General features: G+C 31.7%; 24 protein-coding genes and 1 pseudogene. 22 read left to right on the top strand and 3 right to left on the bottom strand.

What is annotated here, in order from left to right:
- Position 1: 1 nt before the first annotated feature.
- The 7 genes from J3477_RS14420 to J3477_RS14390 all read left to right on the top strand — a co-directional run bounded on the left by J3477_RS14420 (position 2) and on the right by J3477_RS14390 (position 6,341).
- On the top strand, positions 2-1,306 hold the full coding sequence (locus J3477_RS14420; protein WP_206870641.1) for an O-acetylhomoserine aminocarboxypropyltransferase/cysteine synthase family protein: 1,305 nt from the start codon (positions 2-4) through the stop codon (positions 1,304-1,306).
- Positions 1,307-1,355: 49 nt separating this feature from the next.
- Positions 1,356-1,997, top strand: coding sequence for an ABC transporter permease (locus J3477_RS14415; protein WP_206870640.1), 642 nt, complete (start codon positions 1,356-1,358; stop codon positions 1,995-1,997).
- A gap of 26 nt (positions 1,998-2,023) precedes the next feature.
- Positions 2,024-2,926: a glycine betaine ABC transporter substrate-binding protein gene (locus J3477_RS14410; protein ID WP_206870639.1), complete on the top strand. Its 903-nt coding sequence runs from the start codon at positions 2,024-2,026 to the stop codon at positions 2,924-2,926.
- A gap of 124 nt (positions 2,927-3,050) precedes the next feature.
- Entirely contained in the window at positions 3,051-3,812 is a 762-nt protein-coding gene (locus J3477_RS14405) for an ABC transporter ATP-binding protein (RefSeq protein ID WP_206870638.1), read from the top strand.
- A 6-nt stretch (positions 3,813-3,818) separates the two neighbouring features.
- On the top strand, positions 3,819-4,430 hold the full coding sequence (locus tag J3477_RS14400) for an ABC transporter permease (protein ID WP_206870637.1): 612 nt from the start codon (positions 3,819-3,821) through the stop codon (positions 4,428-4,430).
- A gap of 199 nt (positions 4,431-4,629) precedes the next feature.
- On the top strand, positions 4,630-5,775 hold the full coding sequence (locus tag J3477_RS14395; RefSeq protein ID WP_206870636.1) for a pyridoxal-phosphate-dependent aminotransferase family protein: 1,146 nt from the start codon (positions 4,630-4,632) through the stop codon (positions 5,773-5,775).
- Positions 5,776-5,807: 32 nt separating this feature from the next.
- Entirely contained in the window at positions 5,808-6,341 is a 534-nt protein-coding gene (locus J3477_RS14390) for an ECF transporter S component (protein ID WP_206870635.1), read from the top strand.
- 143 nt (positions 6,342-6,484) lie between these two features.
- On the opposite strand, the gene J3477_RS14385 is transcribed toward J3477_RS14390, so the two are convergent.
- Positions 6,485-7,189, bottom strand: a complete 705-nt coding sequence (locus tag J3477_RS14385; protein ID WP_206870634.1) for a DUF421 domain-containing protein — start codon at positions 7,187-7,189, stop codon at positions 6,485-6,487.
- Between the two features lie 350 nt (positions 7,190-7,539).
- On the opposite strand from J3477_RS14385, the gene J3477_RS14380 reads away from it, so the two are divergent.
- The 7 genes and pseudogenes from J3477_RS14380 (at position 7,540) to J3477_RS14345 (ending at position 14,003) form a co-directional block, all read left to right on the top strand.
- Entirely contained in the window at positions 7,540-8,325 is a 786-nt protein-coding gene (locus J3477_RS14380) for a histidinol-phosphatase HisJ family protein (RefSeq protein WP_206870633.1), read from the top strand.
- A 184-nt stretch (positions 8,326-8,509) separates the two neighbouring features.
- Positions 8,510-10,474: a BglG family transcription antiterminator gene (locus tag J3477_RS14375; RefSeq protein ID WP_206870632.1), complete on the top strand. Its 1,965-nt coding sequence runs from the start codon at positions 8,510-8,512 to the stop codon at positions 10,472-10,474.
- A 3-nt stretch (positions 10,475-10,477) separates the two neighbouring features.
- The gene (locus J3477_RS14370; RefSeq protein WP_206870631.1) at positions 10,478-10,894 is read left to right on the top strand and encodes a transcriptional regulator GutM; all 417 of its coding nucleotides are present in this window, start codon (positions 10,478-10,480) and stop codon (positions 10,892-10,894) included.
- A gap of 31 nt (positions 10,895-10,925) precedes the next feature.
- Positions 10,926-11,489 carry a PTS glucitol/sorbitol transporter subunit IIC gene (gene srlA / locus J3477_RS14365; RefSeq protein WP_206870630.1) on the top strand — a complete coding sequence of 188 codons (564 nt, stop codon included), beginning with the start codon at positions 10,926-10,928 and terminating at the stop codon, positions 11,487-11,489.
- Between the two features lie 39 nt (positions 11,490-11,528).
- Positions 11,529-12,499 (top strand): annotated as a pseudogene (srlE, locus tag J3477_RS26125) (PTS glucitol/sorbitol transporter subunit IIB).
- A 36-nt stretch (positions 12,500-12,535) separates the two neighbouring features.
- Positions 12,536-12,901: a PTS glucitol/sorbitol transporter subunit IIA gene (locus J3477_RS14350; RefSeq protein WP_206870627.1), complete on the top strand. Its 366-nt coding sequence runs from the start codon at positions 12,536-12,538 to the stop codon at positions 12,899-12,901.
- A 280-nt stretch (positions 12,902-13,181) separates the two neighbouring features.
- Positions 13,182-14,003 carry an SDR family oxidoreductase gene (locus J3477_RS14345; protein WP_206870626.1) on the top strand — a complete coding sequence of 274 codons (822 nt, stop codon included), beginning with the start codon at positions 13,182-13,184 and terminating at the stop codon, positions 14,001-14,003.
- 148 nt (positions 14,004-14,151) lie between these two features.
- Here the strand turns inward: J3477_RS14345 and J3477_RS14340 are convergent, their stop codons facing one another.
- Positions 14,152-14,484 carry a winged helix-turn-helix transcriptional regulator gene (locus J3477_RS14340; protein WP_206870625.1) on the bottom strand — a complete coding sequence of 111 codons (333 nt, stop codon included), beginning with the start codon at positions 14,482-14,484 and terminating at the stop codon, positions 14,152-14,154.
- A gap of 109 nt (positions 14,485-14,593) precedes the next feature.
- On the opposite strand from J3477_RS14340, the gene J3477_RS14335 reads away from it, so the two are divergent.
- Complete coding sequence (locus tag J3477_RS14335) at positions 14,594-15,700, top strand: NADH:flavin oxidoreductase (RefSeq protein ID WP_206870624.1); 1,107 nt, start codon at positions 14,594-14,596, stop codon at positions 15,698-15,700.
- Between the two features lie 251 nt (positions 15,701-15,951).
- On the opposite strand, the gene J3477_RS14330 is transcribed toward J3477_RS14335, so the two are convergent.
- The gene (locus J3477_RS14330; RefSeq protein WP_206870623.1) at positions 15,952-16,764 is read right to left on the bottom strand and encodes a DUF975 family protein; all 813 of its coding nucleotides are present in this window, start codon (positions 16,762-16,764) and stop codon (positions 15,952-15,954) included.
- Positions 16,765-17,155: 391 nt separating this feature from the next.
- Between J3477_RS14330 and J3477_RS14325 the strand changes: the two genes are divergently transcribed.
- From J3477_RS14325 to J3477_RS14295, 7 genes are all read left to right on the top strand, one after another.
- Entirely contained in the window at positions 17,156-17,590 is a 435-nt protein-coding gene (locus J3477_RS14325) for a helix-turn-helix domain-containing protein (protein WP_206870622.1), read from the top strand.
- Between the two features lie 59 nt (positions 17,591-17,649).
- Complete coding sequence (locus tag J3477_RS14320; protein WP_206870621.1) at positions 17,650-17,871, top strand: NifU family protein; 222 nt, start codon at positions 17,650-17,652, stop codon at positions 17,869-17,871.
- Positions 17,872-18,061: 190 nt separating this feature from the next.
- Positions 18,062-19,699 carry a methyl-accepting chemotaxis protein gene (locus J3477_RS14315; protein ID WP_206870620.1) on the top strand — a complete coding sequence of 546 codons (1,638 nt, stop codon included), beginning with the start codon at positions 18,062-18,064 and terminating at the stop codon, positions 19,697-19,699.
- A gap of 366 nt (positions 19,700-20,065) precedes the next feature.
- A complete protein-coding gene (locus J3477_RS14310; protein ID WP_206870619.1) occupies positions 20,066-21,238 on the top strand; it encodes an NAD(P)-dependent malic enzyme in 1,173 nt (390 codons plus the stop codon).
- Positions 21,239-21,308: 70 nt separating this feature from the next.
- Entirely contained in the window at positions 21,309-22,283 is a 975-nt protein-coding gene (locus J3477_RS14305) for a 2-keto-3-deoxygluconate permease (RefSeq protein WP_206870618.1), read from the top strand.
- A gap of 577 nt (positions 22,284-22,860) precedes the next feature.
- Entirely contained in the window at positions 22,861-24,468 is a 1,608-nt protein-coding gene (locus J3477_RS14300; RefSeq protein ID WP_206870617.1) for an ATP-binding protein, read from the top strand.
- Positions 24,461-25,135, top strand: a complete 675-nt coding sequence (locus J3477_RS14295; RefSeq protein ID WP_206870616.1) for a response regulator — start codon at positions 24,461-24,463, stop codon at positions 25,133-25,135. The genes J3477_RS14300 and J3477_RS14295 overlap by 8 nt, the downstream gene beginning before the upstream one ends.
- Positions 25,136-25,378: the final 243 nt, after the last annotated feature.

Here is a 25,378-nt window from a genome sequence, read left to right as displayed (position 1 = left end):
TATGAGTTACGAAGCATATAACGATGAAAAGCTAGGGTTTACTACTAGACAATTACATGCAGGATACAATCCAGCAGAGCATCATAGATCAAAAGCAGTTCCTATCTACCAAACAGCAGCTTTTGAACTTGGAGATTTTGAAAGGTGTATTAGATTATTTAACTATTCAGAGGAAGGTCATTCCTATGTGAGATTTTCAAATCCTACTAATGCAGTTCTTGAAAAAAGACTTGCATCCCTTGAGGGAGGAGCAGAAGCATTAGCACTAGCATCTGGAATGGCTGCAATATCTAACACTTTTTTAAATATAGCAGTAGCAGGAGATGAGATCATAGCTGTAAACACCTTATATGGTGGTAGTACAACCTTACTAAATAGTATTTTGCCTGACTATGGTATCGTAGGAAAGTTTGTAGAAGATGAAAATGACATAGAATCATATAAAAAGCTTATTACAGATAAAACCAAAGCAATTTATATCGAAAGTCTTGGTAATCCAGGCATGAATATAATTGATATTGAGGCAGTAGCTAATTTGGCACACGAAAATGGAATACCACTAATTGTAGACAATACCTTTGCTACACCTTATTTATTAAGACCTTTTGAACATGGAGCAGATATTGTCTGCTATTCAGCAACTAAATACCTTGCAGGTCATGGAACAACTATTGCTGGAGCTGTGGTTGAAAAGGGAGGTTTCAATTGGCTAAATGGCAAGTTTCCTCAATTTGAAAAATTCTATGATGAGTACAAGGATACTATAGGAAAAGAAGCCTTAGATAAATCAATTTTTACTAAGAGATTAAGGATTAGATATTTAACTGATTTTGGCTCACATCTAAGTCCGCAAAATGCATTTAATCTTCTTCAGGGAATTGAAACTTTGTCTTTGAGGATGAGAGAGCATATAGCAAATGCTCAAAAGGTTGCAGAGTTTCTGGAAGGACATAAAGAAGTGCTTTCTGTAGCTTATCCAGGACTTAAAAGCAGTAAATACAATGAACTGGCTAAAAAGTATTTTCCTAAAGGACCAGGGGCAATTCTATCAATAAGATTAAAGGGTGGACTAAGTGCAGCTCAAAAAGTTTTGGGAGAAGTTAAGTTATTTGATTATATGGTTAATGTAGGAGATGCTAAATCATTGATTGTGCATTCGGCAACTTCAACTCATTTTGGACAATCAAAGGAAAAAAGAGAAAAGGCTGGGGTGTATGACGATACACTAAGGTTATCTATAGGAATTGAGGATGCAGAGGATCTGATTGTTGATCTTAAGCATGCCCTTGATTCAATTGAAGGATAGAAGCAAAGAAATTTTCTAATAACTGTATGTTTAAAAGGAAGAAAAAAATATGTGGCAGAATATTTTAGAGTATTTTCAAAATGATATGAATACTTATTTACAGGCAATAGGGCAACATTTAACAATTAGCTTATTGTCAGTTTTGGCAGCTATTATAATTGGAGTTCCTTTTGGGATATTATCAACAAAAAATAAGACTTGTTATCGCTTAATAACGACAGGGTTCAATACTTTGAGAATTGTTCCAAGCCTAGCATTGCTTATTATGTTGATTCCAATTGTAGGAACAGGGATTAAGCCTGCATTAATAGCATTAGTATTACTAGGAACACCACCAATACTGTTAAATACGGCGCTTGCTTTTAATACAATTCCTGAATTTATGATTGAGACTTCAAAGGCAATGGGAATGTCAAAAACACAAAGTTTTTGGAAGGTAAAGATTCCACTAGCTGCTCCACTTTTGTTAACTGGAATTAAGACAGCAACAGTAGAGATAATTGCTAGTGCAACGCTTGCTGCCTATATAGGTGGAGGTGGTGTGGGCAACATAATTTTTACTGGATTAGGACTTAATAGAGCTGATTTATTACTGATTGGCGGTATAACTGTAGCGCTGCTATCTATGCTTGCAAATGTAATTATGTCGAGATTAGAAAAATATTTAGTTAGATATAAATATATAAATTAAAAAATTTAGATTGGGGAGAGTGTAACATGAAAAAGAGTATTAAAAAAATTTTAGGGGCTTTATTAATTACTGTAGTTGCTGTAGGTATTGTTGGATGCGGCAAACCTAAAACATCAACCAAGGAAAAAGGAACCATAAAATTAGGTTCAAAAGATTTTACGGAAAATTTAGTTGTAGGTGAAATTTATGCACTAGCTCTTGAAAATGCTGGCTATAAGGTAGAGAGAGTACCTAATATTGCTAGCTCAGTTATTCATACTTCACTAGTTAATGGTGAGATTGACTTATATCCTGAGTATACAGGTACCGGCTTACTTTCAATTTTGCACAAGGATTTAATCACTGATCCACAAAAGGTTTATGACACTGTTAAATCAGAATATGAAAAACAATTTAAATTGGAATGGCTAAATTATTCTGCTGCCAATGATGGTCAAGGTTTAGTAATTCGTACTGATGTAGCAAAGAAGCTTGACATTAAGACTATTTCTGATTTACAAAAACATGCAAGTGAAATTAGATTTGCATCACAAGGTGAGTTTGATAAAAGAGAAGATGGTATTCCAGGTTTAGAAAAAGTTTATGGTAAGTTTGCATGGAAATCATCAAAGGTATACGATAATGGACTAAAATATCAAGTACTATCTAATAATGAAGCGGATGTTGCTCCAGCATATACAACAGAAGGACAATTAGTAAAAAGTGAATTTACTTTACTAGAAGATGATAAGAAGGTATGGCCTCCATATAATCTCGCACCAGTTGTTAAAAAATCAGTATTAGATGCTAACCCTGATATTGCAGATATTTTAAATAAGATTAGTTCAAAGCTAGACACAAAAAAGGTTACAGAATTGAATGCAGAAGTAGACGTAAATAAGAAAGAATATGAAGATGTAGCGAAGGATTTTTATAATTCTATAAAATAGATTTATTAGGCAATTTTTATTAATTATTAAGGCAAATAGTTGAGTTAGAACTTTATATACAGTTCTTAACTCAACTATATATTTTAAGTTTCGGGATAGGAAACCTTTAAAAGGAGACATTAAAATGAGTGTAGCAATAGAATTTAAAAATGTTAGTAAGCATTTCAAAGGTGCAACACATAGAGCTGTAGATAATTTAAGTCTTACTATTGAACATGGAGAATTTATTACAATACTTGGTTCTTCAGGATGTGGAAAGACAACATTACTTAAGATGATTAATCGTTTGTATGATCCGGAAGAGGGAAGTATTGAATTTTTCTCTGAAGATATTAAAAATACAGATCCAGTTGAGTTTCGTAGAAAAATAGGTTATGTAATTCAACAAGTGGGTCTATTTCCACACATGACAATTGCAGGTAATATTGCTACAGTTCCTAAAATACTTAAGTGGACTAAAGAAAAAATTAATGCTAGGGTTGATGAATTACTGACGCTTGTAGGATTAGAACCAAGTGAGTTTAGGAATAGATATCCATCTCAGTTATCTGGGGGACAACAACAAAGGGTAGGACTTGCTAGAGCTTTAGCAGTTAATCCAGATGTAATGCTTCTAGATGAGCCCTTTGGCGCTATCGATGCAATAAATAGAATAAAACTTCAAGATGAGCTCCTAAAAATTTATAATGCTTCTAAGAAAACATATTTGTTTGTAACTCATGATATCAATGAAGCATTTAAACTTGGAAGTAGAGTATTGATAATGGATAATGGAAAAATACAACAGTTTGATACTCCAAGAAATATTGCTGCCAGTCCAGCTAATGATTTTGTAAAGTCATTGATCGATTCAGCAAAAGGCCAAGAAGTATTTTGGAAGGAGTAAAGATTTATGATTGAATATTTACAAAGACATCCAGATAAGTTATGGAAGGCCTTTGCAGGACATATTGAGATTGTGTTAATTACTTTGGTGATATCCATCGTACTAGCAGCTATATTAACAATTTTAGTAGCTTATTCAAGTGTAGCTTCCAAAACTTTAATAAATATATTTTCAATGATATATTCAATTCCTAGTTTGGCATTATTTGCGATTTTAGTACCCATAACAGGGTTAGGCAAAGTAACTGCTATTATAGTTTTAGTACTTTATAATCAGTATATATTATTGAGAAATACAATTGATGGTCTTAATAATGTAGATCCAGCTATAATTGAAGCAGCTACAGGTATGGGAATGAGTAGAAGTCAGATTTTATTTCAAGTAAAATTTCCATTAGTGCTTAAATCAATATTTGCAGGTATTCATCTTGCGGTGGTAAGTACAATCGGTATAGCTACAATTGCTGCCTCAATCAATGCTGGTGGTATAGGCAGCGTTTTACTAGATGGATTAAGAACAGTTAATACTGTTAAAATACTATGGGGAACCATAATGTCAGCAGGGTTGGCAATAGTAGTTAATGCAATACTTAATGTAGTTGAGAAAAGAATCACTTGAATACTAAAAAGCGAATTGTGCCGGTACAATTTGCTTTTTTTATTTTATATGGTATCTTATTAATATTAAATAGTGAGCTATGGATGTACTACTTCGTATTAGAATTTATATTTTTAAATTCTTTCATCAGAAAACGTGAGAGTTTTAAAAATAAATTTCGGATCGAACTTGTATAGCTATAAAAGAGGAGGTATCGTTAATGAATGATAAATTTGTCTATGCGCCAGGACCTACTAGTGTAAAAGAGAACGTGAGAATAGAAAGATCTAGGGAAACCACTAACCCTGATGTTGATAAAGAATTTATAGAATTCTATAAAAATACTTGCGATAAGATAGGTAAGATAATAAAAACCGAAAGTCCAGTTTACATATTGAGCGGGGAAGGGATTTTAGGTCTAGAAGCAGCATGTGCATCTCTTACAGAGCCAGGTGATAGAGTTCTTGTATTAGATAACGGTATTTATGGAAGAGGGTTTAAAGACTTCGTTGAAATGTATGGTGGAGAGAGCGTATACTTTTCGGACGATTATAACAAGGATATAGACGCAAACAAGTTAAAGGAATTTTTAGAAAAAGATCGTAACTTTAAGTATGCAACAATAGTACATTGTGATACGCCAACAGGAGTTTTAAATGATTTATCTAAGATATGCCCAATATTAAGTGAGTATGGGATTTTAACCGTTGTTGATTCTGTTTCAGCAATGGCTGGAGAAGAAATAAAAGTAGACGAGTGGAGAGTTGATATAGCTTTAGGTGGGTCACAAAAAGCCTTTTCAGCCCCAGCAGGATTAACGATGGTGAGCATCAGTGAAAAAGCTAAATTGGCAATGAAGAATAGAAAAACTCCTATTGTAGGATTTTATTGTAATTTAACTATTTGGGAAAACTATTATGAAAATAAGTGGTTTCCATATACGATGCCAATAAGTGATATCATGGGTCTAAGTAAAGCAGCAGACAACATCTTAGATGAGGGTATTCAAGAGGTATTTGATAGACATGAGAAGATTGCTGTAGCAACTAGAGAAGCCATAAAGGAATATGGACTAGAATTATTTTTAGAAAGTGGATATTCTAATACAGTTACTGCTGTTAAGATACCAGATAGTATAGGTGCATTGCAGCTTAAAGAACATATGTTAAAGAAATATAATACCTTAATTATTACGTCTTTGAAACCATATGATAATGAAATTTTAAGAATAGGACATATGGGAGAAAATGCTCGTGAAGATAAAATTATTTACGCATTAAATGTAATAGATAAAGGGCTAAAAGATTTAGGCTTCAATAGTGAAAAAGATTTAGTGGGGCTATTTAATAAATACTTAAAAAATTAAATTTAAAAAAATAAATAAAGGTGGGGCAAGAAATGGAAGTAAATAGAGGAAAAAGTAGATTTAAAACAAAGGATATGGTTATAACAGCACTATTAACCGCACTAGTATTTGTAGCAACAGCATTTATTAACGTTAGATTACCGTTCTTATCTAATGGTGGATTAGTTCATTTAGGAACTGTAATGCTATTTATTACAGCAATTGTTTTTGGTAAAGAAAAAGGTGCCATTGCAGGGGCTGTTGGGATGGCTATTTTTGATTTATCTTCAGGATGGGCACTATGGGCACCATTTACTTTTGTAGTAAGAGGAGTAATGGGTTATATGGTTGGAACTATTGCTTGGAGTAAAAATAAATCTGGCGATAGCTTTATCTTAAATTCAGTTGCAATGATATTATCTGGTATTTGGATGATCTTTGGATATTATATTACTGAAGGAGTCCTTTATGGAAATTGGATTACGCCGGTAGGATCAATCCCTGGAAATGTAGCACAGATTGTTATAGGAGTGGCATTAGGATTACCTATGGCGAAAGTTATTAAGAGATATGTGAAGTATATATAAGGATGAAACACTTTAATCATAAATTTATTTTCAAAACTCCTCTTGATTCTGAGGTGAGAATTTGAAAACATCTTTAGTTTTAGAATTGGTAATCCTTAAAAATAAACCCTTAATGATAAATAGATATATTTATCATTAAGGGTTTATTTATATAAAAAGACTTTTAGATTGTATTCATCATCAACTGTGGCAAGGAGAACATTTTTTACTTTAGTTTGATAAGAGCTTTCTAAACTAGAAACTAACCAGTGCTCATCTTTTTGTATATGTGCAAGCTCCTTATAATCAATTTTTCCATCTTTAATAATAGATCTAGGCATATTAAAAGGGGCTGTTTCTATCTGATAGTGCAAAGGTGTAATAGGTTCATATTTTGGATTTAGGAAAACTGAAAACTTGCCGTTAGCCTCCCAAATTGCTAAAGCTACCTTTTTCACATCTTCTACTTTTGCTTCTCGTAACTCTTCTAGTAATACATCAATAGAGATCCTCGCTTTTTTTAAGCCTTCATAAAAAATTTCACCATCTTTAACCACTATGATTGGATGACTGTTTATAAGTTTGCGTATATAGGGAAATTCAAGCATACTAAATATGCCACCAAGATAAAGTAAAACCAATACAATTGTTGTAATCATAGAACCTTCAAGTCCAAGGTGTTCATCGGATAATGGATGAGCAATAATATTTCCGATTACTAGAGAAATAACAAAATCAATGAGTCTTAACTGGGAAATAGCACGCTGGCCTAAGGTTCTAGCGACAACCAACAAAAAGAAAAAAGCAATAATTGCACGTAAGATCCACTCTACAACACTAAGTGATTCCTGGCTGTATAAAAAGTCCATTTGTAATCCACCTTTATTCTAAGAATTTGAAACTCGATTTAGACTTAAATTATTTTAACCAATAATAGACAAAAAAATTATGAAATTTAAGTTGTCAAACTCTTTTCGTTATGGTCACATAACATTTATTTAAATAAAATACTTCATATTAGAATTTATCCAAATAAAGATTCATAGAATCATAGAAATCTTTATTTGGAGTTTAAGGATTGAAGTAGTTTATCTATAAGATATAATTGAATTATGTATGTTATTATGATAGGAGAAAGTGAAATTAGAGCTGTTTTAGAGGTGGACAAAATTTAAAGGATTTTTACAATATAAAAAGATATACTTGGGGAGGATTACATATGTTAGCGGATTACCATATGCATACAAGTTTTAGTGATGACTCTACTTATCCAATGGAAGAGGAGATTAAACAAGCAATATCCTTGGGTCTTGATGAGATATGTTTTACTGATCATGTGGATTATGGAGTAAAGACGGATTTAAACTGTGATTATATAGAATATATAAAAGAGTTCAAAAGGTGTAAGGAAAGATATAGTAATGAAATTACTTTAAAGTTGGGCATTGAATTTGGAATGCAAGTTCATACAATTGATCAATGCCAAAAAGATTTTGATAAATATGATTTTGATTTTGTTATACTTTCTTGTCACCAGGTAAATGATAAAGAATTTTGGACTCAGGATTTTCAAAAGGGAAAAACTCAAAAAGAATATAACGAGAAGTATTATGAAGAAATACTAAAAGTTATAAGGAAGTATGAAGACTATAGCATATTAGGTCATCTGGATATGATTAAAAGATATGACGAAATTGGAGAATATCCCTTTGAAAAAGTAAAAAATATTGTGATAGAAATTTTGAAACATGTAATAGCAAATGATAAAGGAATAGAGGTTAATACCTCAAGTTTTAGATATGGGTTATGTGATTTAACTCCTTCAAGAGAAATATTAAAGCTATATAGAGAGTTAGGTGGAAATATTATTACTATAGGATCAGACTCACATAAAGAAGAACATGTTGGTTATAATATTCAGCTTGTAAGAGAAGAATTGAAAAGTTTAGGATACAAACAATTTTGCACCTTTGAGAAGATGAAACCAATTTTTCATGATTTATAAAAATAAAAAGAATTTATGCAATGAAAAACCATAACTTTTAAAGTGATGGTTTTTTATTATTTTAGAAGAAATATTACAATTAATTTAGTACAAACTTTTTCAAACCATCAATGAAAAATAATATATTAAATAGATGATATAATTGTATTAATATAGACTTGTAAGGTGAAAAGAGGGGATGAAAATGATTACAGTATTATTAGAAAGAAGGTTATTTACAATACTTGAAATATTGGCTAAAAATAAAGGAATTGCTTTGGAAAAGTTATCTGAAGAACTAGATGTAAGTACAAGAAGTGTTAGAACCTATCTAAAACAATTGCAGAATGATATTCCAAGTAATGTAGTAGAGATAATAAAAGATGATAACTCGAGATATAAGCTAAATATAAGAGACCAACAAAGGTTTCAAGAGTTATTAGACTTAAACAGAAGAAAAAAACAAGAATTCTCTCAATTAAATAATCCTGAAGAAAGAATTGAATATCTGATTAATAGGTTGGCTGCACTTAATGAAATGGTAACGATTGATGAGCTAGCGGAAGAAATAAATGTAGGTAGGACAACCTTGGTTAATGACTTAAAGAAAGTGGATAAGCAATTAAGTAAATATGGGTTAGTTTTAAAAAGAAAAACAAACTCAGGGATTAAAATTGAAGGAGATGAAATTAACTTAAGGCTAATAATACTTGAACATATATGTAAGTCATATGAGGATGCAATAATTTTAATGGAAAATAATAACATTGTATCTAAAGAAGAAATATTGAATATAAGAAATGAAATAAAAATCAATCTAAAAAAAATCAAGTTCAGTTTCACTGAGGCGTTAATAGATAATTTAGTTAGATATATAGTAGTAATGCTGCTAAGAATAAATAATAACAATAAGATACGTTTAGTTAAGGAGCAATACAAGATAATAAGTGAATCTAAAGAGTATTTTGTTGGAGAAATCATAAAGAACATAATTGAAGCAGCTTTAAATACTAAAATTGACGATTTAGAAACAACGTTTATAGTAATGCCCTTACTAGTGAGAAATGCTCCTCTTTATCATGACTCCTTAATAACTTCATCAGTAGGACAAAATATAACAGAATTAAGAAAAGAGATATTTAAACGAGTTTCTGAATTTACTGGTTTAAGGTTAGAAGAGGATGAAAAACAGGTTAAAGCATTGGAGTATCATCTGCACTATGCATTAAATAGGCTAGCGCTTAATTTAAAATATAAAAATCCAATGATAGATGAAATAAAAGAGAAATGCAAACTTCCTTATGAGGTTGCTAAGATAGCAGTGATGGTAATAGAAGAAAGATATGAGGTTAAAGTAGGAGAGGATGAGATAGGATATTTAGCACTGCATTTTGGTACTTATATAGAGAAGGCTAATGAGAAGTTTATCAAAATAAGTAAAGCAGCAGTTATCTGTAGTACGGGGTTTGGTACTGCTCAACTATTGATTATAAAGTTAAGAAAACTGTTAGGTGAAAATATAGAATTTAACTCATTCTCAGACGGAGACTTTTCATCAGAAATAGCAATGGAATATGACATGATTTTTACTACTGTAGATTTAAGTATACAAACAGATAAGGTTGTAGTGAAGATAACCTCAATTTTTGATGAAGCCCAGCTAAAGGAGGAAATAGAAAGTCAGGTATTTTTATATAGAAGTAATAAAGGGGCTTTTAATGAAGGAAGATATATCTTAGACAGGATATTAGATAAAGAGCTTGTTTTCTACCTAAAAGAAAATACGTTAATAGAAAATATACAAGTTATGCTAGATAGATTAATAGAAAGAAGTATAGTATCTAACGATTTTAAGAAGAGGGTTATTGAAAGAGAAAAGAAAGCTGGAACAGCCTTTGGCGGGTATATAGCATTGCCACACGCAGTAGATGAAATTGTAAATGAAGTTGTAGTTTCATATGGTATATTAGATAGATTAATTCTAGTAGATGGAAAAGAAGTTGGACTTATAATATTAATGGCAATACCAACAGAAGATAAAAATAGGACAGAGATGATTGTTAAGACTTATGAGGAAATAATAAACCTATCAAATAACAAAAAGATAGTTCACAATCTGATTAAGACTAACAATTACAATGAATTTGAAGAAGTTTTTAGGAGGAGATAGCAAATGAATTCAGTTCGTTTTTTAATGGTAGCAGGAATTAGTGTTTGGATATTAAATTTTCTCTTCGGATTATTACAAATTAAAAATTTTAATAAAGAGTATATGGAACTTAGAAGGTTGGGGAAGGTAGCGATAGGAAGGAAGAAAGGAAGATTTACATCTGGGGCCATAGTGCTAATAAGAATAGATGATTATGGACTAATTCAAGAGTCAAGAATTATGCAAGGTGTAACAGTTGCTGCAAGAGTTAAAGCGTTTAAAGGATTGGAAGGCAAGAATATAGGGCAGCTCGATGAGAACGATGTAAGAGATTTTAACAAACCACTCAAAAAAGCAATTTTAGATGCTGTAAAGAATTATAAAGCGTTTAAAAATAAGGAGGTGAGTGAAGGTCAGGGGAATACAGGAGTGGTTGGTTAACATTAAAATATAAAAATCAGGAGGTTCATTTATGTCACAAATATTTGAGATTTTAGCAAAAGGCGCAGATAATTTCATGAATTTATTCAGAGCAGGTGGTAACCAGTTCGTATCCTTTGTAACAGGTATAGTACCATTATTAATAGCATTACTTGTAACAATGAATGCAATAATAAAATTTATTGGTGATGAAAAAATAGAGAGGTTAGCAGCAAAATGTTCTAAAAACCCAGTAACAAGATATTTAATATTACCAGTAATAGGCACATTTGTTTTTGCCAATCCGATGACTTTATCTTTAGGAAAATTTATGCCTGAAAAATACAAACCAAGCTATTATGCAGCAGCAAGTTTTTCCTGTCACACAATGAATGGTTTATTTCCACATATTAACCCAGGAGAGCTATTTGTATTCTTAGGAATTGCAGCAGGTGTTACTAAATTAGGATTTTCAACTACAGACTTAGCTATTAGATATCTACTTGTTGGTATGGTTACCAACTTCTTTAGAGGCTGGATAACAGATTTTACAACTGCGTATGTAGAAAGACAACAAGGCGTTAAATTAAGTACTGAAGTAAAGCTAGGTAATTAATATCAAAATGAATTAAAAAAGAAAAGGAGTTGAAGCAATATGGAATACAAAAAAGTGAAGATAAGTAAAGGATCTGGCGGATGGGGCGGCCCGTTAGTAATACAACCTACAGAAAAAAGAAGCAAAGTAGTTTATATCACTGGAGGAGCTAGGCCAGAAACTGCTGTGAAAATAGCAGAATTAACAGGATGTGAATTGGTAGATGGATTTACAAAAGGGGTTAAAGATGATGAGATTGCTTGTGTCGTAATTAACTGTGGAGGAACATTAAGATGTGGCATATATCCACAGAAGAAGATTCCAACAGTAAATATTATGAAGACAGGTAGAAGTGGCCCTTTGGCAATGTTTATAAAAGAAGATATATATGTTTCGGCAGTAAGACCACAAGATGTTCAAGTAGTTGAGTAAACTTAATATTTAGAATAAAGGAGGCAAATTCAATGGGTTATGATACAAAAAAGAAAATTAGTCAACAAACCGGTGGAATAGTAGGAAAGATAGGTATAGCTTTAGGAAATATAAGTAGTACATTATTTCAAGCAGGAAGAGATACTATTGATACAGTTATTCATACAATATTACCATTTATGGCATTCGTTGCAGTACTAATAGGTATTATAAATCAATCAGGAATTGGTACTTGGATAGCACATCTACTTACACCACTAGTTGGTAATGTTGGAGGATTAATAGTGTTATCTCTTATATGCTCATTTCCATTACTTTCACCATTCTTAGGGCCTGGTGCTGTTATTGCTCAGATAGTTGGAGTATTAATAGGTACTGAAATCGGAAAAGGAAGTATACCACCACATTTAGCTTTACCTGCGTTATTCGCAATAAACGCACAAGCAGCAGCAGATTTTATTCCAGTTGGATTAGGACTTGCAGAAGCTGAAGCAGATACTGTACAGGTAGGTGTTCCATCAGTATTATATTCAAGATTCTTAACAGGTGCACCAACAGTTGTAATAGCATGGATTGTGAGCTTTGGATTATATAGTTAACAATGACAGTGAATTAAGTAAGAAAGGGACAAGGTTATGAAGGTAATATATAGAACAAGAATAGAAGATGTAGGTAAGAAGGCCCAAGAGTTCCTTAAAGCAAATATGTTTATAACTTTTAAGGAAGATGCTCCAGAGGATTTGAAGGAATACTGCTTTATCCACTATGAAAATAATCTAATAGATGAAATCAAGCCAGAAGATATGCTTTATTTAAATGATATTGGATATAAAATAAAGGCAGTAGGCGAATTGGTAAATACAAATTTAAATGAGTTAGGCCATATAACCTATAACTTTCTAGGAGAAGCAGAAGCTAAGGTAGGTGGAACTTTATATCTAGAAAAAAAAGAAATTGCACCAATTGGCGTTGGTACAATCATAAAAATAATCAGAAATTAATTATCTATTTAAATTATAAGAAGTTTTAAGATATTAGTCAATTATTGATAAAGTGATTTGCATTAAAACTCATTATGCAAGAACTGCAAGTAGATTATGTGTAGCTTAAACTTCATTAAAATATAAAATCAAAGATTCATATAATTTTATAATTGGACAGCTAAATAATGATATAAATATATAATTATAGTGCAAATTGTAGAGAGAAAACTAAAAAAAGGTTAGTAAATCTGCAAAACAATGAAACTTGTAATACTGACGTAATATAGGGGGAATAAATATGCCAAAATCATGGTTGAATATAGAACAAAAAACAGTGATAGTTACAGGGGGAGCATCTGGGATTGGAAAAGCTGTAGCACAAGAATTTTTGAATAACGGATCAAATGTGGTAGTGTGTGACATGAGTGTGAATGCACCAGAATTTGAATTAAATGATAATAGCGGGAAGTTACTATATCAAAGAATAGATGTAACTGATTTTGAAAGTGTAAAAGCAATGATCTTAAATACAAAAGAAAGCTTTGGGAAGATCGATATACTAGTAAATAATGCCGGGATAAATATACCTAGATTATTAGTAGATCCTAAAGAAGCTAATGGAAAGTACGAGTTAGATGAAGCTGTTTTTGATAAAATAGTAAATGTAAACGTTAAGGGAGTGTTTTTCTGTGCACAGGCAGCTGCTAGAGAAATGCTACAACAAGGATCAGGAGTAATTATAAATATGTCATCAGAAAGTGGACTTGAAGGCTCAGAAGGTCAAAGCATTTATGCAGCTACAAAGAACGCCGTAAATTCCTTCACAAGATCATGGGCAAAGGAGCTAGGAAAGTTAGGGATAAGAGTTGTTGGAGTAGCACCTGGGATACTAGAAGCTACTGGATTAAGAACCTTAGATTATGAAACTGCACTATCTTATACTAGAGGAATTACAATAGATAATTTACGAGCTGGATATGCCAAAACTTCAACTACTCCACTTGGAAGATCCGGTAAATTATCAGAAGTTGCAGATTTAGTTTGCTATCTAGCATCAGAGAGGGCAAGCTATATACATGGGGTTACTTATAATATTGCTGGTGGAAAGACTAGAGGATAATTTAAGTAGGTTGAGCACAATAATCGCATAAAGTAAACAAAAGTATATGAGCCACTTCGTAGTAAAGTTTATATTTTTAAATTTTTTCACCAGAATTCATGAGAGTTTTAAAAATAGATTTCGAATCGAAGTGGTTCATCTTTTGCACTTATGGTTGTGTATCTTCTATATTTTCGTGTCCCCAATTGCAAAGTGCCTGCATAACAGGCATTAGAGATAAGCCTTTGTTAGATAAACTATATTCTACCTTTGGTGGAATTTGAGGATATTCTTGCCTAATAATTAAACCATCTGATTCTAATTCTTTTAACTGGTTACTTAACATCTTATGAGTAACAGTACCTAAAGCTCTTTTTAATTCTCCATATCTCAAGGTATTTGTTTTCCATAACCAAAATAAAATATGCATTTTCCATTTGCCATCTATTAATGACAAAGCATATGAAAATGGTTCGATGTCCACAATATTTTTATCAAACATTTATTACTCTCCTTTTCGATAGTACCTAACAAAAAAGTGCATACTTTCTTTTGAATTTGTTTGATTATACAATAGGTTCATGAAAAGTACAAGATTTGGAGGGAAGATAATGAAGAATTTATTTGAAGCTACAGCTATCAAAAACATGAAACTAAAAAACAGGTTCTTTAAAGCCGCTGTATGGGAAGGCCTTGCCACAGAAGATGGACATATGACAGAAGAATTATTTCATATTTACGAAGAGTTAGCGAGAGGTGGAATAGGAACAATATTTACTGGTTATGCATTTGTTGAGAAGAATGAGCAACCTAATCCAGGGATGATGGGAATTTATGATGATAGTTTCTTACAAGAATATCAAAAGCTAACGAATATGGTTCATAGTAATGGAGCTAATATTGTGATGCAAATTGTATATGGAGGTTCAATGACCCACTTAGTTCCACCAAGTTCTATAATATGGGGGCCTTCTAATATTAAGAATGAGTTAACTGGGGTTGTACCAGTTGAAATGAGTAAGGAGGATATAAGGTATCTAGTTAAATCCTATGGAAAAGCAGCAGCAAGAGTTAAGCAAGCAGGTTTTGATGGAGTAGAAATTCATGCTGCACATGGATACTTGCTTAGCCAATTTTTAAATCCATATTACAATGTTCGTACAGATGAATATGGTGGTAGCATAAAAAACAGAGCTAGAATTGTTCTAGAAGTATTTGAAGAAATTAGAGATGTAGTAGGAAAGGAGTTTCCTATATTTATTAAGATTAATTCTGAGGACTTTACAAGAGATGGACTAACCAGTGAGGAAAGTATAGAAGTTTCTAAAATTCTTGAGAAAGCAGGAATTGATGGAATAGAGGTTAGTGGTGGTGATGAATCAAATTTAAGTGTAAATAAAGAGGGATTAGGCCCAGCAAGAACCAAAATAGCAATATCAAAAGATAGAGAATCATACTTTAGAGAACATGCCACACGGCTTGCTCAAGAAATAAATATTCCAGTTATATTAACTGGTGGGAACAGACATATTGAAGTTATGGATGAAATACTGAATAGTACAAATATACTGTACTTCGCATTAGGTCGTCCAATGATCAGTGAACCAGATCTTATAAATAAATGGGCAAGTGGAGATTGCAAAGCACCTAGATGTGTTTCTTGTAATCAATGTTACAAAATTTATGGTAGAAGATGCATTTTTGATCAGAAAAAATAGTTAGATTAGAGATAGTAAATAGTACTTTCAGTAATTACACTTAAAATTCAACATTAATTTTTATTATAGCGAATATAAAAAGTTGATTGTAAGTAATAGCAAAAATATTAATAAAAGATACGCATGAATATAGATATAGTATTAAAATATAAATAAAAAGGAGTGTAATAGGAGTAGCTTAGTAGCTCTCCTAAATACACTCCTTTAAAATAAATAAGGTTTTCACTGTAAATACTTTATGAATTATTGTATTACCATATATTATCGGCACCATATGGTTCAGCTCTGTCTAATAATAAGTCTTCGTAGGTACAAAAACCACTATTTAATGCATTTCTACGTAATACTAAATATAATTCAGCAGCTGTAGCATTTTGATAAGGAAGTACAAAAATTATACCTATTCCGAAAGCTAAAGCACCTAGGAGGTACCAACCTATAAAGGATAAGTCTAATACGAACATATCAAATTTATGACCTCTGGTCATTTCATTACTTAAAGCAATTGCCTTCTTAACTCCTATATTAGGGTTATCAGCAAGTATATATGGAACCATGCTATATGCATAGGATTTTATTATACCAGGGATTATTAATAACAAAGTCCACAAGAAGATAAAGATTTTTGATACTAACATTGTTTTTACTATGCCACCATAGTTATATCCATTAAATCCAAAACTAAAGCATCCTTTGTTATTTTTATATTGGGCTGATTTAATAAAATATCTTCGTCCGCCAACCTCAAGAGAATAACCAAGGAATATACGTAGAACAGCTACTCCTAATACTGCTATAAGTCCAAATAGTAAAAATGGCAACAGGTAGTGAATAGGAAAAACATTAGAGATAGTTGAATGAAAATTATTCGGTACATTATTTGAAAAACCATTATTGATGCCTGAGTAGAAATCATTTCTTGTGTTACTTGAATGATAGCTGCTTCCACTCCAGCTCGGACTGCCTCCGGCCAAGGCTATTACTATACTAACCCCAAGTGCTCCTAAATATATTTTGCTTAAGATTGCCTTAGCTCTGTCCTTTAATTCTTTTCTAGTCCACATGATATCCTCCACTAAAATTATTAATTTAATATTTTACATAATTGATAGTTATATTAACTTGATACGGTGTTAAAAGTTTTCTTTAAAAATATTATATGGTATTTATTACTGTTTATCAAGTTTATTAAATTATTAAATCCGTTCATATTAATTGATTTAATCCTTAGGATAAATTGAATCTCTTTATTGCATTTAATTGCTTGCATTCTCTCATGGTTTTTAAGTTATAAGAAGTTGTAAAGCTTTTATTATGTTTTTCTTTTGTCACTTAAGAGGGCTCAGCAGCTATTTTACTTAATAAAATAAGTTTTTGGATATAATAATAATATGTTGACAGTACTATATAATGATATTATAATTAATTCGTACCCGAACGAATGAGGTGGTAAAAATGCAAAATAAATGCATCGTTAGTAAAATAAATAAAATTAATGAGGCATCCAACAAGTTTTTGACAAAAAAAATAAAAGATGAGAGATTGCCTATATTACAAAATCACACAGCATTATTTGGTATTTTACCTGATGATGGATCAAAAATGATTTTTAATGAAGTAGCAAGTATATGGAAAATATCTAAATCATCTTTGTCTGACATAATAAATAAATACGAAAGTCAAGGATTAGTAAATAAATGTATATGCAATGAAGATAAAAGAAGTGTATATATTAGTTTAACACCTGAGGCTATAAGCATAAAACATAGACTTGAAGCTATAGAAAAAGAATTTTTAGATTTACTATTAAGTGATTTTGATGTAGATCAAAGGAAAATCTTTGAGAATAATATAGATAAAGCAATTAAAAATATAATAAAAATGCTCTAGAGGCATTTTTTATTAATTAAAATATTCGTACGCGTACGAAAAAAAGGAGAAAGATTTATATGAAGGAATTAATAATTAATTCACTAGAAAGAGTAAGACCAATGCTTCAAATGGATGGCGGAGATGTTGAATTTGTAAATGTAAGCAAAGATGGTGTTGTAAGCGTAAAAATGCAAGGTGCTTGTGGAAATTGCCCTGGAGCTATGATGACAATAAAGATGGTAATTGAAGAAAGATTAAAGCAAGAGGTTCCTGGAGTTAAGGAAGTTATAGGCGTTTAATAAGTAAATATTAAATACAAATTTAATATATTGAATTAGATTTAACTATAAGGAAGTTTATTATACATATGTTTCGTACGCGTACGAAATGTATGTATAACTTAAGTATTAGTCACTACAAATAAGTTTGGGTACAGTAAAAAAATTGTAATATATACAGTAAAGATTCAGTGGAGTGTAGGAGGAGAATATGTTTAATTCTATAAGAAAAAAATTAATCTTCAATTTTGTTTTAATTTCTGCAGTAGTAATAATTATTTGTACATCATTTCTTACATATAAAATGATTAATGGGATACAAAATCAAATGAAGTCTGATGGACTTACCCTAGCGAATAATATAAGAGCAAGCATAGATAATGCAGGGATAAAAGATATAGATGCAATACAAAGTATAATAGACTCAACATACAAATACTCTGATGGGGAATTGTGTTATATAGGTGTAATATCAACAGATAAAACACTTGTAGCAGGAACTTCAAAGGATTCTATTGGGGAAAAAATCGATTCCTCAGAATTAGACAATGTATTTAAAGGAAATACAGGTTCATATATGTTTGAGTGGAAGGGAACTCCAGCATACAACGTAGAAATTCCAATAAAAGATGGAAGTAGTGTTGTATACAGTCTTTCAGTGGGAATATCTATTGACAATATGCAAAAGTCTATTAAAAGTACCATTATAGAAAGTGTAATTTGTGCCATATTGGTTTTAACATTATCTGCTATTGCAGGAGTATTTATTGGAAGAAGAATTGCAAAGCCAATAGAAATTGTTAAAGACGCTATTGAAAGAGCAGGGGATGGAGACTTTACAGTACAATATGAAATTAAAAGTAAGGATGAGATAGGAAAGCTTGCAGCTGCAAGTACTAAAACTAGAAATAATATGAAGGAACTTGTTAGAAAAACTAGGGTTATATCAGAAAGTTTAAGTAATATATCAAAAAGTATTTCAAATGGCGGAGGTCAAATAGCTGCTTCTAGTGAAGAGATAGCTATTTCAGTAACAAGTGTATCCCAAGAGGGAATGAAGCAAGCAGAATCTCTAGAGGAAGCCGTAAGCCTTTTGCAAAAGTTTGCTCTAGATTTGAACAATGTGAATAATAGATTAACTTTATTATCAAATGATGGCGAGGCCATAAGAGAAGATGCTAACAAAGGTACAGAGAGTATAGGCAAGCTATCTGGTAGTATAGACGAAATGTTGAATTCCTTTGAGTTAGCTAAGACTAAAGTCGAAAATTTAGATGAAACAATAAGTCAGATTAACTCAATAGTTGATGTTATAAATGGAGTAGCTTCACAAACAAATCTCTTAGCATTAAATGCATCTATAGAGGCAGCCAGAGCTGGTGAAGCTGGGAAAGGTTTTTCAGTTGTAGCACATGAAATAAGAAAATTAGCAGAAGAGGTATTAAAATCTTCAAAGGGAATAACTCAATTAGTAAACACTATAATGCAAGCAACTCACGAGGTTTATGATACTACAGAGTTTGTAACTAAGATAGTAGAAGAAAGCAGAAGCGATATAAATAACACCATTGGTTCTTTTAAAGAAGTTATCACAAGAGTAAACGACATTCCAAAAGAAATAAATGATGTTCATGGAGTTCTTCAAGAAACAACTAAGGCAAGTAATACAATATTACATACTGTAGAAGGTATAGCAGCTAAATCTCAAGAAATTGCAGCTCTTTCTGAAGAAGTAACAGCATCTACAGAAGAGCAAGCAGCAATAACAAGTGAAATGTCCATAACAGCAAAGAAACTAGTTAGAATATCATCTGTACTAGAAAGTAACGTTGAAGGTTACAATATATAAATCTAAATGAGAAAGAAGTGATATATAAAAGAAATGATAATTAAATTGAATATATTTATTAAAGCTAATAAAAGAGCGCTTGATAGTTAAAGATCAAGCGCTCTTTTAATGTGTATGTCAGCGATTTAAGAGGATCTACAAACGCATAAAAACTTTAAGTGTTATCTACAAAAAGACTGCTAAAGGCGGTTATTTTGATGAGATTTATCAGGAAATAGTACGTTAAATATATAACAAAGTATTCTTTATGACCACAATTTGTTTTTAAAGTTTATAATATTTTAATGTTTCAAACACGATGTTATTATGTATTCATGGCAAACGATTACAGAGTTTTGATATAAAAATGAAGGGCAGGTAGAGAAGATGAATTATTTTGAAGAAAGTTTAAAATTACATGAAAAGAATATAGGAAAAATAGAGGTAGTATCAAAAGTAGCAATTGAAACAAGAGAGGATTTAAGTTTAGCTTACACTCCTGGAGTTGCAGAACCATGTAGGAAAATTCATGAGAACGAAGAAAACGTCTACAAATATACTTCGAAAGGAAATCTAGTTGCAGTAGTAACAGATGGAACAGCAGTACTAGGACTTGGAGATATAGGTCCAAAGGCAGGGCTACCGGTTATGGAAGGTAAAGCAATTTTATTTAAAGCATTTGCAGATGTTGATGCGTTCCCAATATGTTTAGATACAAAGAATGTAGATGAAATAGTAAAAACTGTGAAGCTTATAGCACCAGGTTTCGGTGGAATAAATCTAGAAGACATAGGAGCACCAAGATGCTTTGAAGTTGAAGAAAGATTGAAGAAAGAACTAGATATACCAGTATTTCATGATGACCAACATGGTACTGCCATAGTTGTTCTTGCTGGTGTGATAAATGCTTTGAAGGTAGTTGATAAAAAAATAGAAGACATAAAGGTTGTTGTAAATGGAGCTGGAGCTGCAGGAACTGCTATAGCTAAGCTATTACTTTCTTTAGGTGTGAAGAATCTAATCGCTTGTGATAAGGTTGGTATCCTATATAGAGGAATAGAAAATGTAGATGATGCTAAAAAAGAACTTGCAAAAGTAACTAATCCAGATAACATTAAAGGAACTTTAGCTGATGCATTAGTAGGTGCTGATGTATTTGTAGGGGTTTCTGCACCAGGTATAGTAAGTCAAGATATGGTAAGAGCAATGAATAAAGATTCTATACTATTTGCAATGGCAAATCCAACTCCTGAAATAATGCCTGATGAAGCTAAGGCGGCAGGTGCAAGGGTTATAGGGACAGGTAGATCGGATTTTCCTAATCAAGTTAACAATGTGCTAGCTTTCCCAGGAATATTCAGAGGTGCATTGGATGTTAGAGCAAAAGAAATCAATGAAGAGATGAAAATAGCAGCAGCTTATGCCATAGCTTCTATGATAAAAGATGAAGATTTAAATGAGAATAATGTAATTCCAAATGCGTTGGACAGAACTGTTGCAGCTAACGTAGCTGAAGCAATAAAGAAGGCAGCAAGAGAAAGCGGAGTAGCAAGAGTATAGAATCTCCTGTAGGAATAGAATAATTTTTAAAAATCTTGAACAAATATAAAAAATAAACGGAGGTATAAAAATGCAAATTCCAATTAAGAAGACCCTTGATAAAATACCAGGTGGTATGATGGTAGTTCCATTATTTCTTGGTGTATTAGTTAATACGTTTTTTCCACAGTTCTTGAAGATTGGTGGATTTACAACAGCATTATTTGGTCCAGCAGCATCATCAACAATACTTGCTTGTTTTATGTTTTTGATTGGTTCACAAATCAATTTTAAATTAGCACCAAAAGCATTGAAAAAAGGTGCATTGCTGATAACAGGAAAATTCATAGTAGGTGCTGGAATAGGTATATTCGTAGGAAAAGTTTTTGGAACGGCTGGTGTACTCGGCTTATCACCACTCGCAATTCTTGCAGCATTAACAAATTGTAATGGTGGATTATACGCATCACTTGCTTCACAATATGGAGATGAAACTGATGTAGGTGCCTATGCTTTATTATCCTTAAAAGATGGTCCATTCTTTACTCTTGTTGCATTAGGTGCATCAGGACTTGCTCAAATTCCTTTTAAAGCACTTTTAGCAGTATTAATACCAATAGCAATCGGAATGATTTTAGGAAATATTGATTCTGAAATGAGAAAATTCCTTGGAAGCAGTAAGTTATTATTAATCCCATTCTTCTCATTCCCATTAGGTGCAGGAATGAATCTTGAAACTATTGTGAAGGCAGGAGGCCCTGGAATAATATTAGGTATTGTAGCAGCATTTACTGGAATAGGTGCTTATGTTCTTCTAAAATTATTTAAGGAAGAGCCTATAATTGGACTTGCCACAGGATCAACAGCAGGAAATGCAGTTGCAACTCCTGCAGCTGTTGCCGCAGCAGATCCAACTTTAGCTGCAATTGCAACAGTAGCTACAGCTCAAGTTGCTGCAGCATGTGTAGTTTCAGCTATAGTTTGTCCTTTCATTGTATCTTATGTATTTAAAGTTCTTGGAAATAAGAAACTGAAAAATATGAATAACGAAGTTGCCACGGGATAATAGTAAATGTAAATTTAAAAAACTTAAATCTGATAAAATATTGAGTTGAAATTAAGGTATACCCTAACCCTACACTCCCTAAAAGGACCTTAATTTCAACAGTAGTATAAAAAATCCACAAATAAAAATATATACCCACAAATATATAATATAGATAACTCGGTAAGTTTTTAAGGTTAAATAGAATAAATTGGACATTTTGGACTAATATTAAATTAAGTGCAGAAGAGTGGAAGACAATAATTAGAGAAGTATTATATAATAGGAGCAAAGTAGTTATTCCTATGTTAATTCTTCTAGGTTATAAATGTTCTTTTATGATTCTGCGCTTTTAATTTTGCAATTATAGTGAGATTATTTTGGATGTATGTGTAAAAGCTATAATTGAGTTTATATTATGTGAGTTTCTCAGTATAATTAAGATCAGCTTTTTTAATAATTTACACATTAAAGTAGAATATATGTATTGAAGTGTATTTATAAAAATAAACAATGAAGAATTAATAGTCTATTTTTATGGACTTGTTAGCAAGTAATGTATAACTAAATTAAGTATTTTTAGGTTAGGTGATTATATATGAAAAGAACAATGAAACTACAGACAAAGATTACTTTATTAGTTATTACAGTGGTGTGTGTTTCTATATCCATTATTATATTTTTTGTAGCCTCATGGATGACAGGGAATATTGAAAGTAAGGCAAGAACTAATATTATGAATGTTGCTGAGATGGTAGCACATTCAAGCGAAATAGTAGATTCATTAAAGATTAAAGATCCAAACAAAAAGATCGGACCATACGTTAATATGCAATTAAAAAACTTAGATCAGATTGAGTATATAATTGTTGTAGATATTGATGGTATTAGATATTCTCATCCAAATCCTGATATGATTGGGAAAAAGTTTGTAGGAGGAGATGAAGAAAGGGTAGCACATAAAGGAGAAACTTATATATCTGAAGCGACAGGAACACTTGGAAAAGCCTTAAGAGCATTTGCTCCAATATATGACCCTGTAAGTAAACAAGAGATAGGATTTGTTTCTGTGGGTACTCTTACTCACAGTATTGAAACTGCTAAGCATACTGCAATTATATATATAGTTTTAATTACGTTTGGAGGACTTACAGCAGGAATAGTAGGGGCATTTTTACTTGCAAATAGCATAAAGAAGACTTTACTTGGGCTGGAACCTGAGGAAATAACAAAGCTTTATAATGAAAAAATGGGAATAATTGATGCAATTCACGAAGGGTTAGTAGCTATTGATCAACTAGGCAGGATTACTCTTATAAATGATTCAGCTTTGAGTATATTGCATTTTGAAGATAAAATAAATAAGGATGATATTATAGGTAAAAATATAGAAGAAGTTATTCCTAATACTAGAATGATTACTGTATTAGAAACTGGCAAATCTGAGTTTGAAGAAGAGCAGAGAATAAATAATACTATAATAATGACTAATAGAATTCCTATAACGAATAGGGGAAAGGTTGTAGGTGTTATTGCAAGTTTTAGAGATAAAACAGAGGTAACTAAAATTGCCGAAGAGCTTACAGGGGTTAAAAAAATGGCTTGGTCCTTAAGAGCTCAAAACCATGAATTTATGAACAGGCTTCATACAATTTCAGGACTGATACAGCTGGAAGAGTACGATGAAGCACTTCAGTTTATATCAGATATAGCTAAAGTGAGAAGTAATATAAGTAATATATTAACTGAGAAAATAAAAAATGCATCCTTATCAGCACTATTACTATCAAAGTATAATAAGGCAGAGGAGAGCAGGGTTAAACTTAAAATTGATGAAGATTCAAAACTTATAAAACTGCCGAGTCACATGACCTCTGAAGAAGTTGTATCTATTGTAGGAAACCTAATAGAAAATTCTTTAGATGAAGTTAAAAATGATGGTACAGGATTAATATATGTGAAAATAGTTGAGAATGAAAGATTTCTAAATATAATAGTTAAAGATAATGGTGGAGGAATTCCAGTAGAATATAGAGAAAAAATATATGAACAAGGTTTCTCAACAAAGGACGGACAGCGTGGTCATGGCATGTTTATTGTAAAGAAAATAGTTGATGAATACAACGGAGTTATAACCTTTAATGTAGAGGATGGAGTTAGTTGGAATATAACTATACCTATGGCAAGGAGTGGAAATCTTGATTGAGGTAATGATTGTTGAAGATGATCCGATGGTTAGGGAAATAAATTCTAAGTTTTTAAAAAGAATAGAAGGCTTTAATTTGTATAAAGCAGTTTCTAATCTTGAGGAGGCTAAAAAATATATAGCTCATAAGAAGCCAGATTTAATATTGCTGGACGTATATCTTCCTAAAGAAAATGGACTTGATTTCTTGAAGTGGATAAGAGGCGAAGAGATAGATATAGATGTTATTTTGATTACGGCAGATAAATCAATTGAAAGGATACAGGATGCTTTCAGATATGGAGTTGTAGATTATCTCATAAAGCCTTTTAGCTTTGAAAGATTTAAGGAATCACTTATACAATTTAAGAGCAGGTATTATAAGTTCAAGAAAAATGATGAGATTGAACAAAAAGATTTAGATAAGCTAATAGCTAGTTCAAATGTTTCTCAAAATGAAGATGATTTTGCAAAGGGACTCAATAAATATACTTATAGAGCAATATGGGATGAAATAGAAAAAAGTAATTATGATGATGTTACAGCAGAAGAACTCGCAGAGAAACTAGGGATAGCAAGAGTGACTGTTAGGAGATATCTTGAGTATATGGAGAAAGATAATAAGATAGAGAAGTTAGTGGAATACGGTAAGGTAGGTAGACCGCAATATAAATATCATAAGATTTAGCTACATACTGTTTGATAAAGTAAAGCAAGTAGTAAAGGAAAGGTGTTTTAAAGTCTTAAGTGAAAGCTGTGAAGTTGTACCAGCAGCACTTAAAACAAGAGCAGGAATAATAGGAGCTGCAGCAGTAGCTATTATGGAGAGTAAATAAAATTATAGAATAATGTAACGACTATTAAAGAGATTAAGCTGGTATCAATTAGCATGGCATATGTTGTAAAATCATATGCCTTATGTTATACTTAC

The organism is Clostridium zeae, assembly GCF_017312485.1.
GTDB lineage: Bacteria > Bacillota > Clostridia > Clostridiales > Clostridiaceae > Clostridium_AR > Clostridium_AR zeae.
Note: the sequence above shows the minus strand (reverse complement) of the source record. Positions and strands in the feature narration are given on the sequence as shown.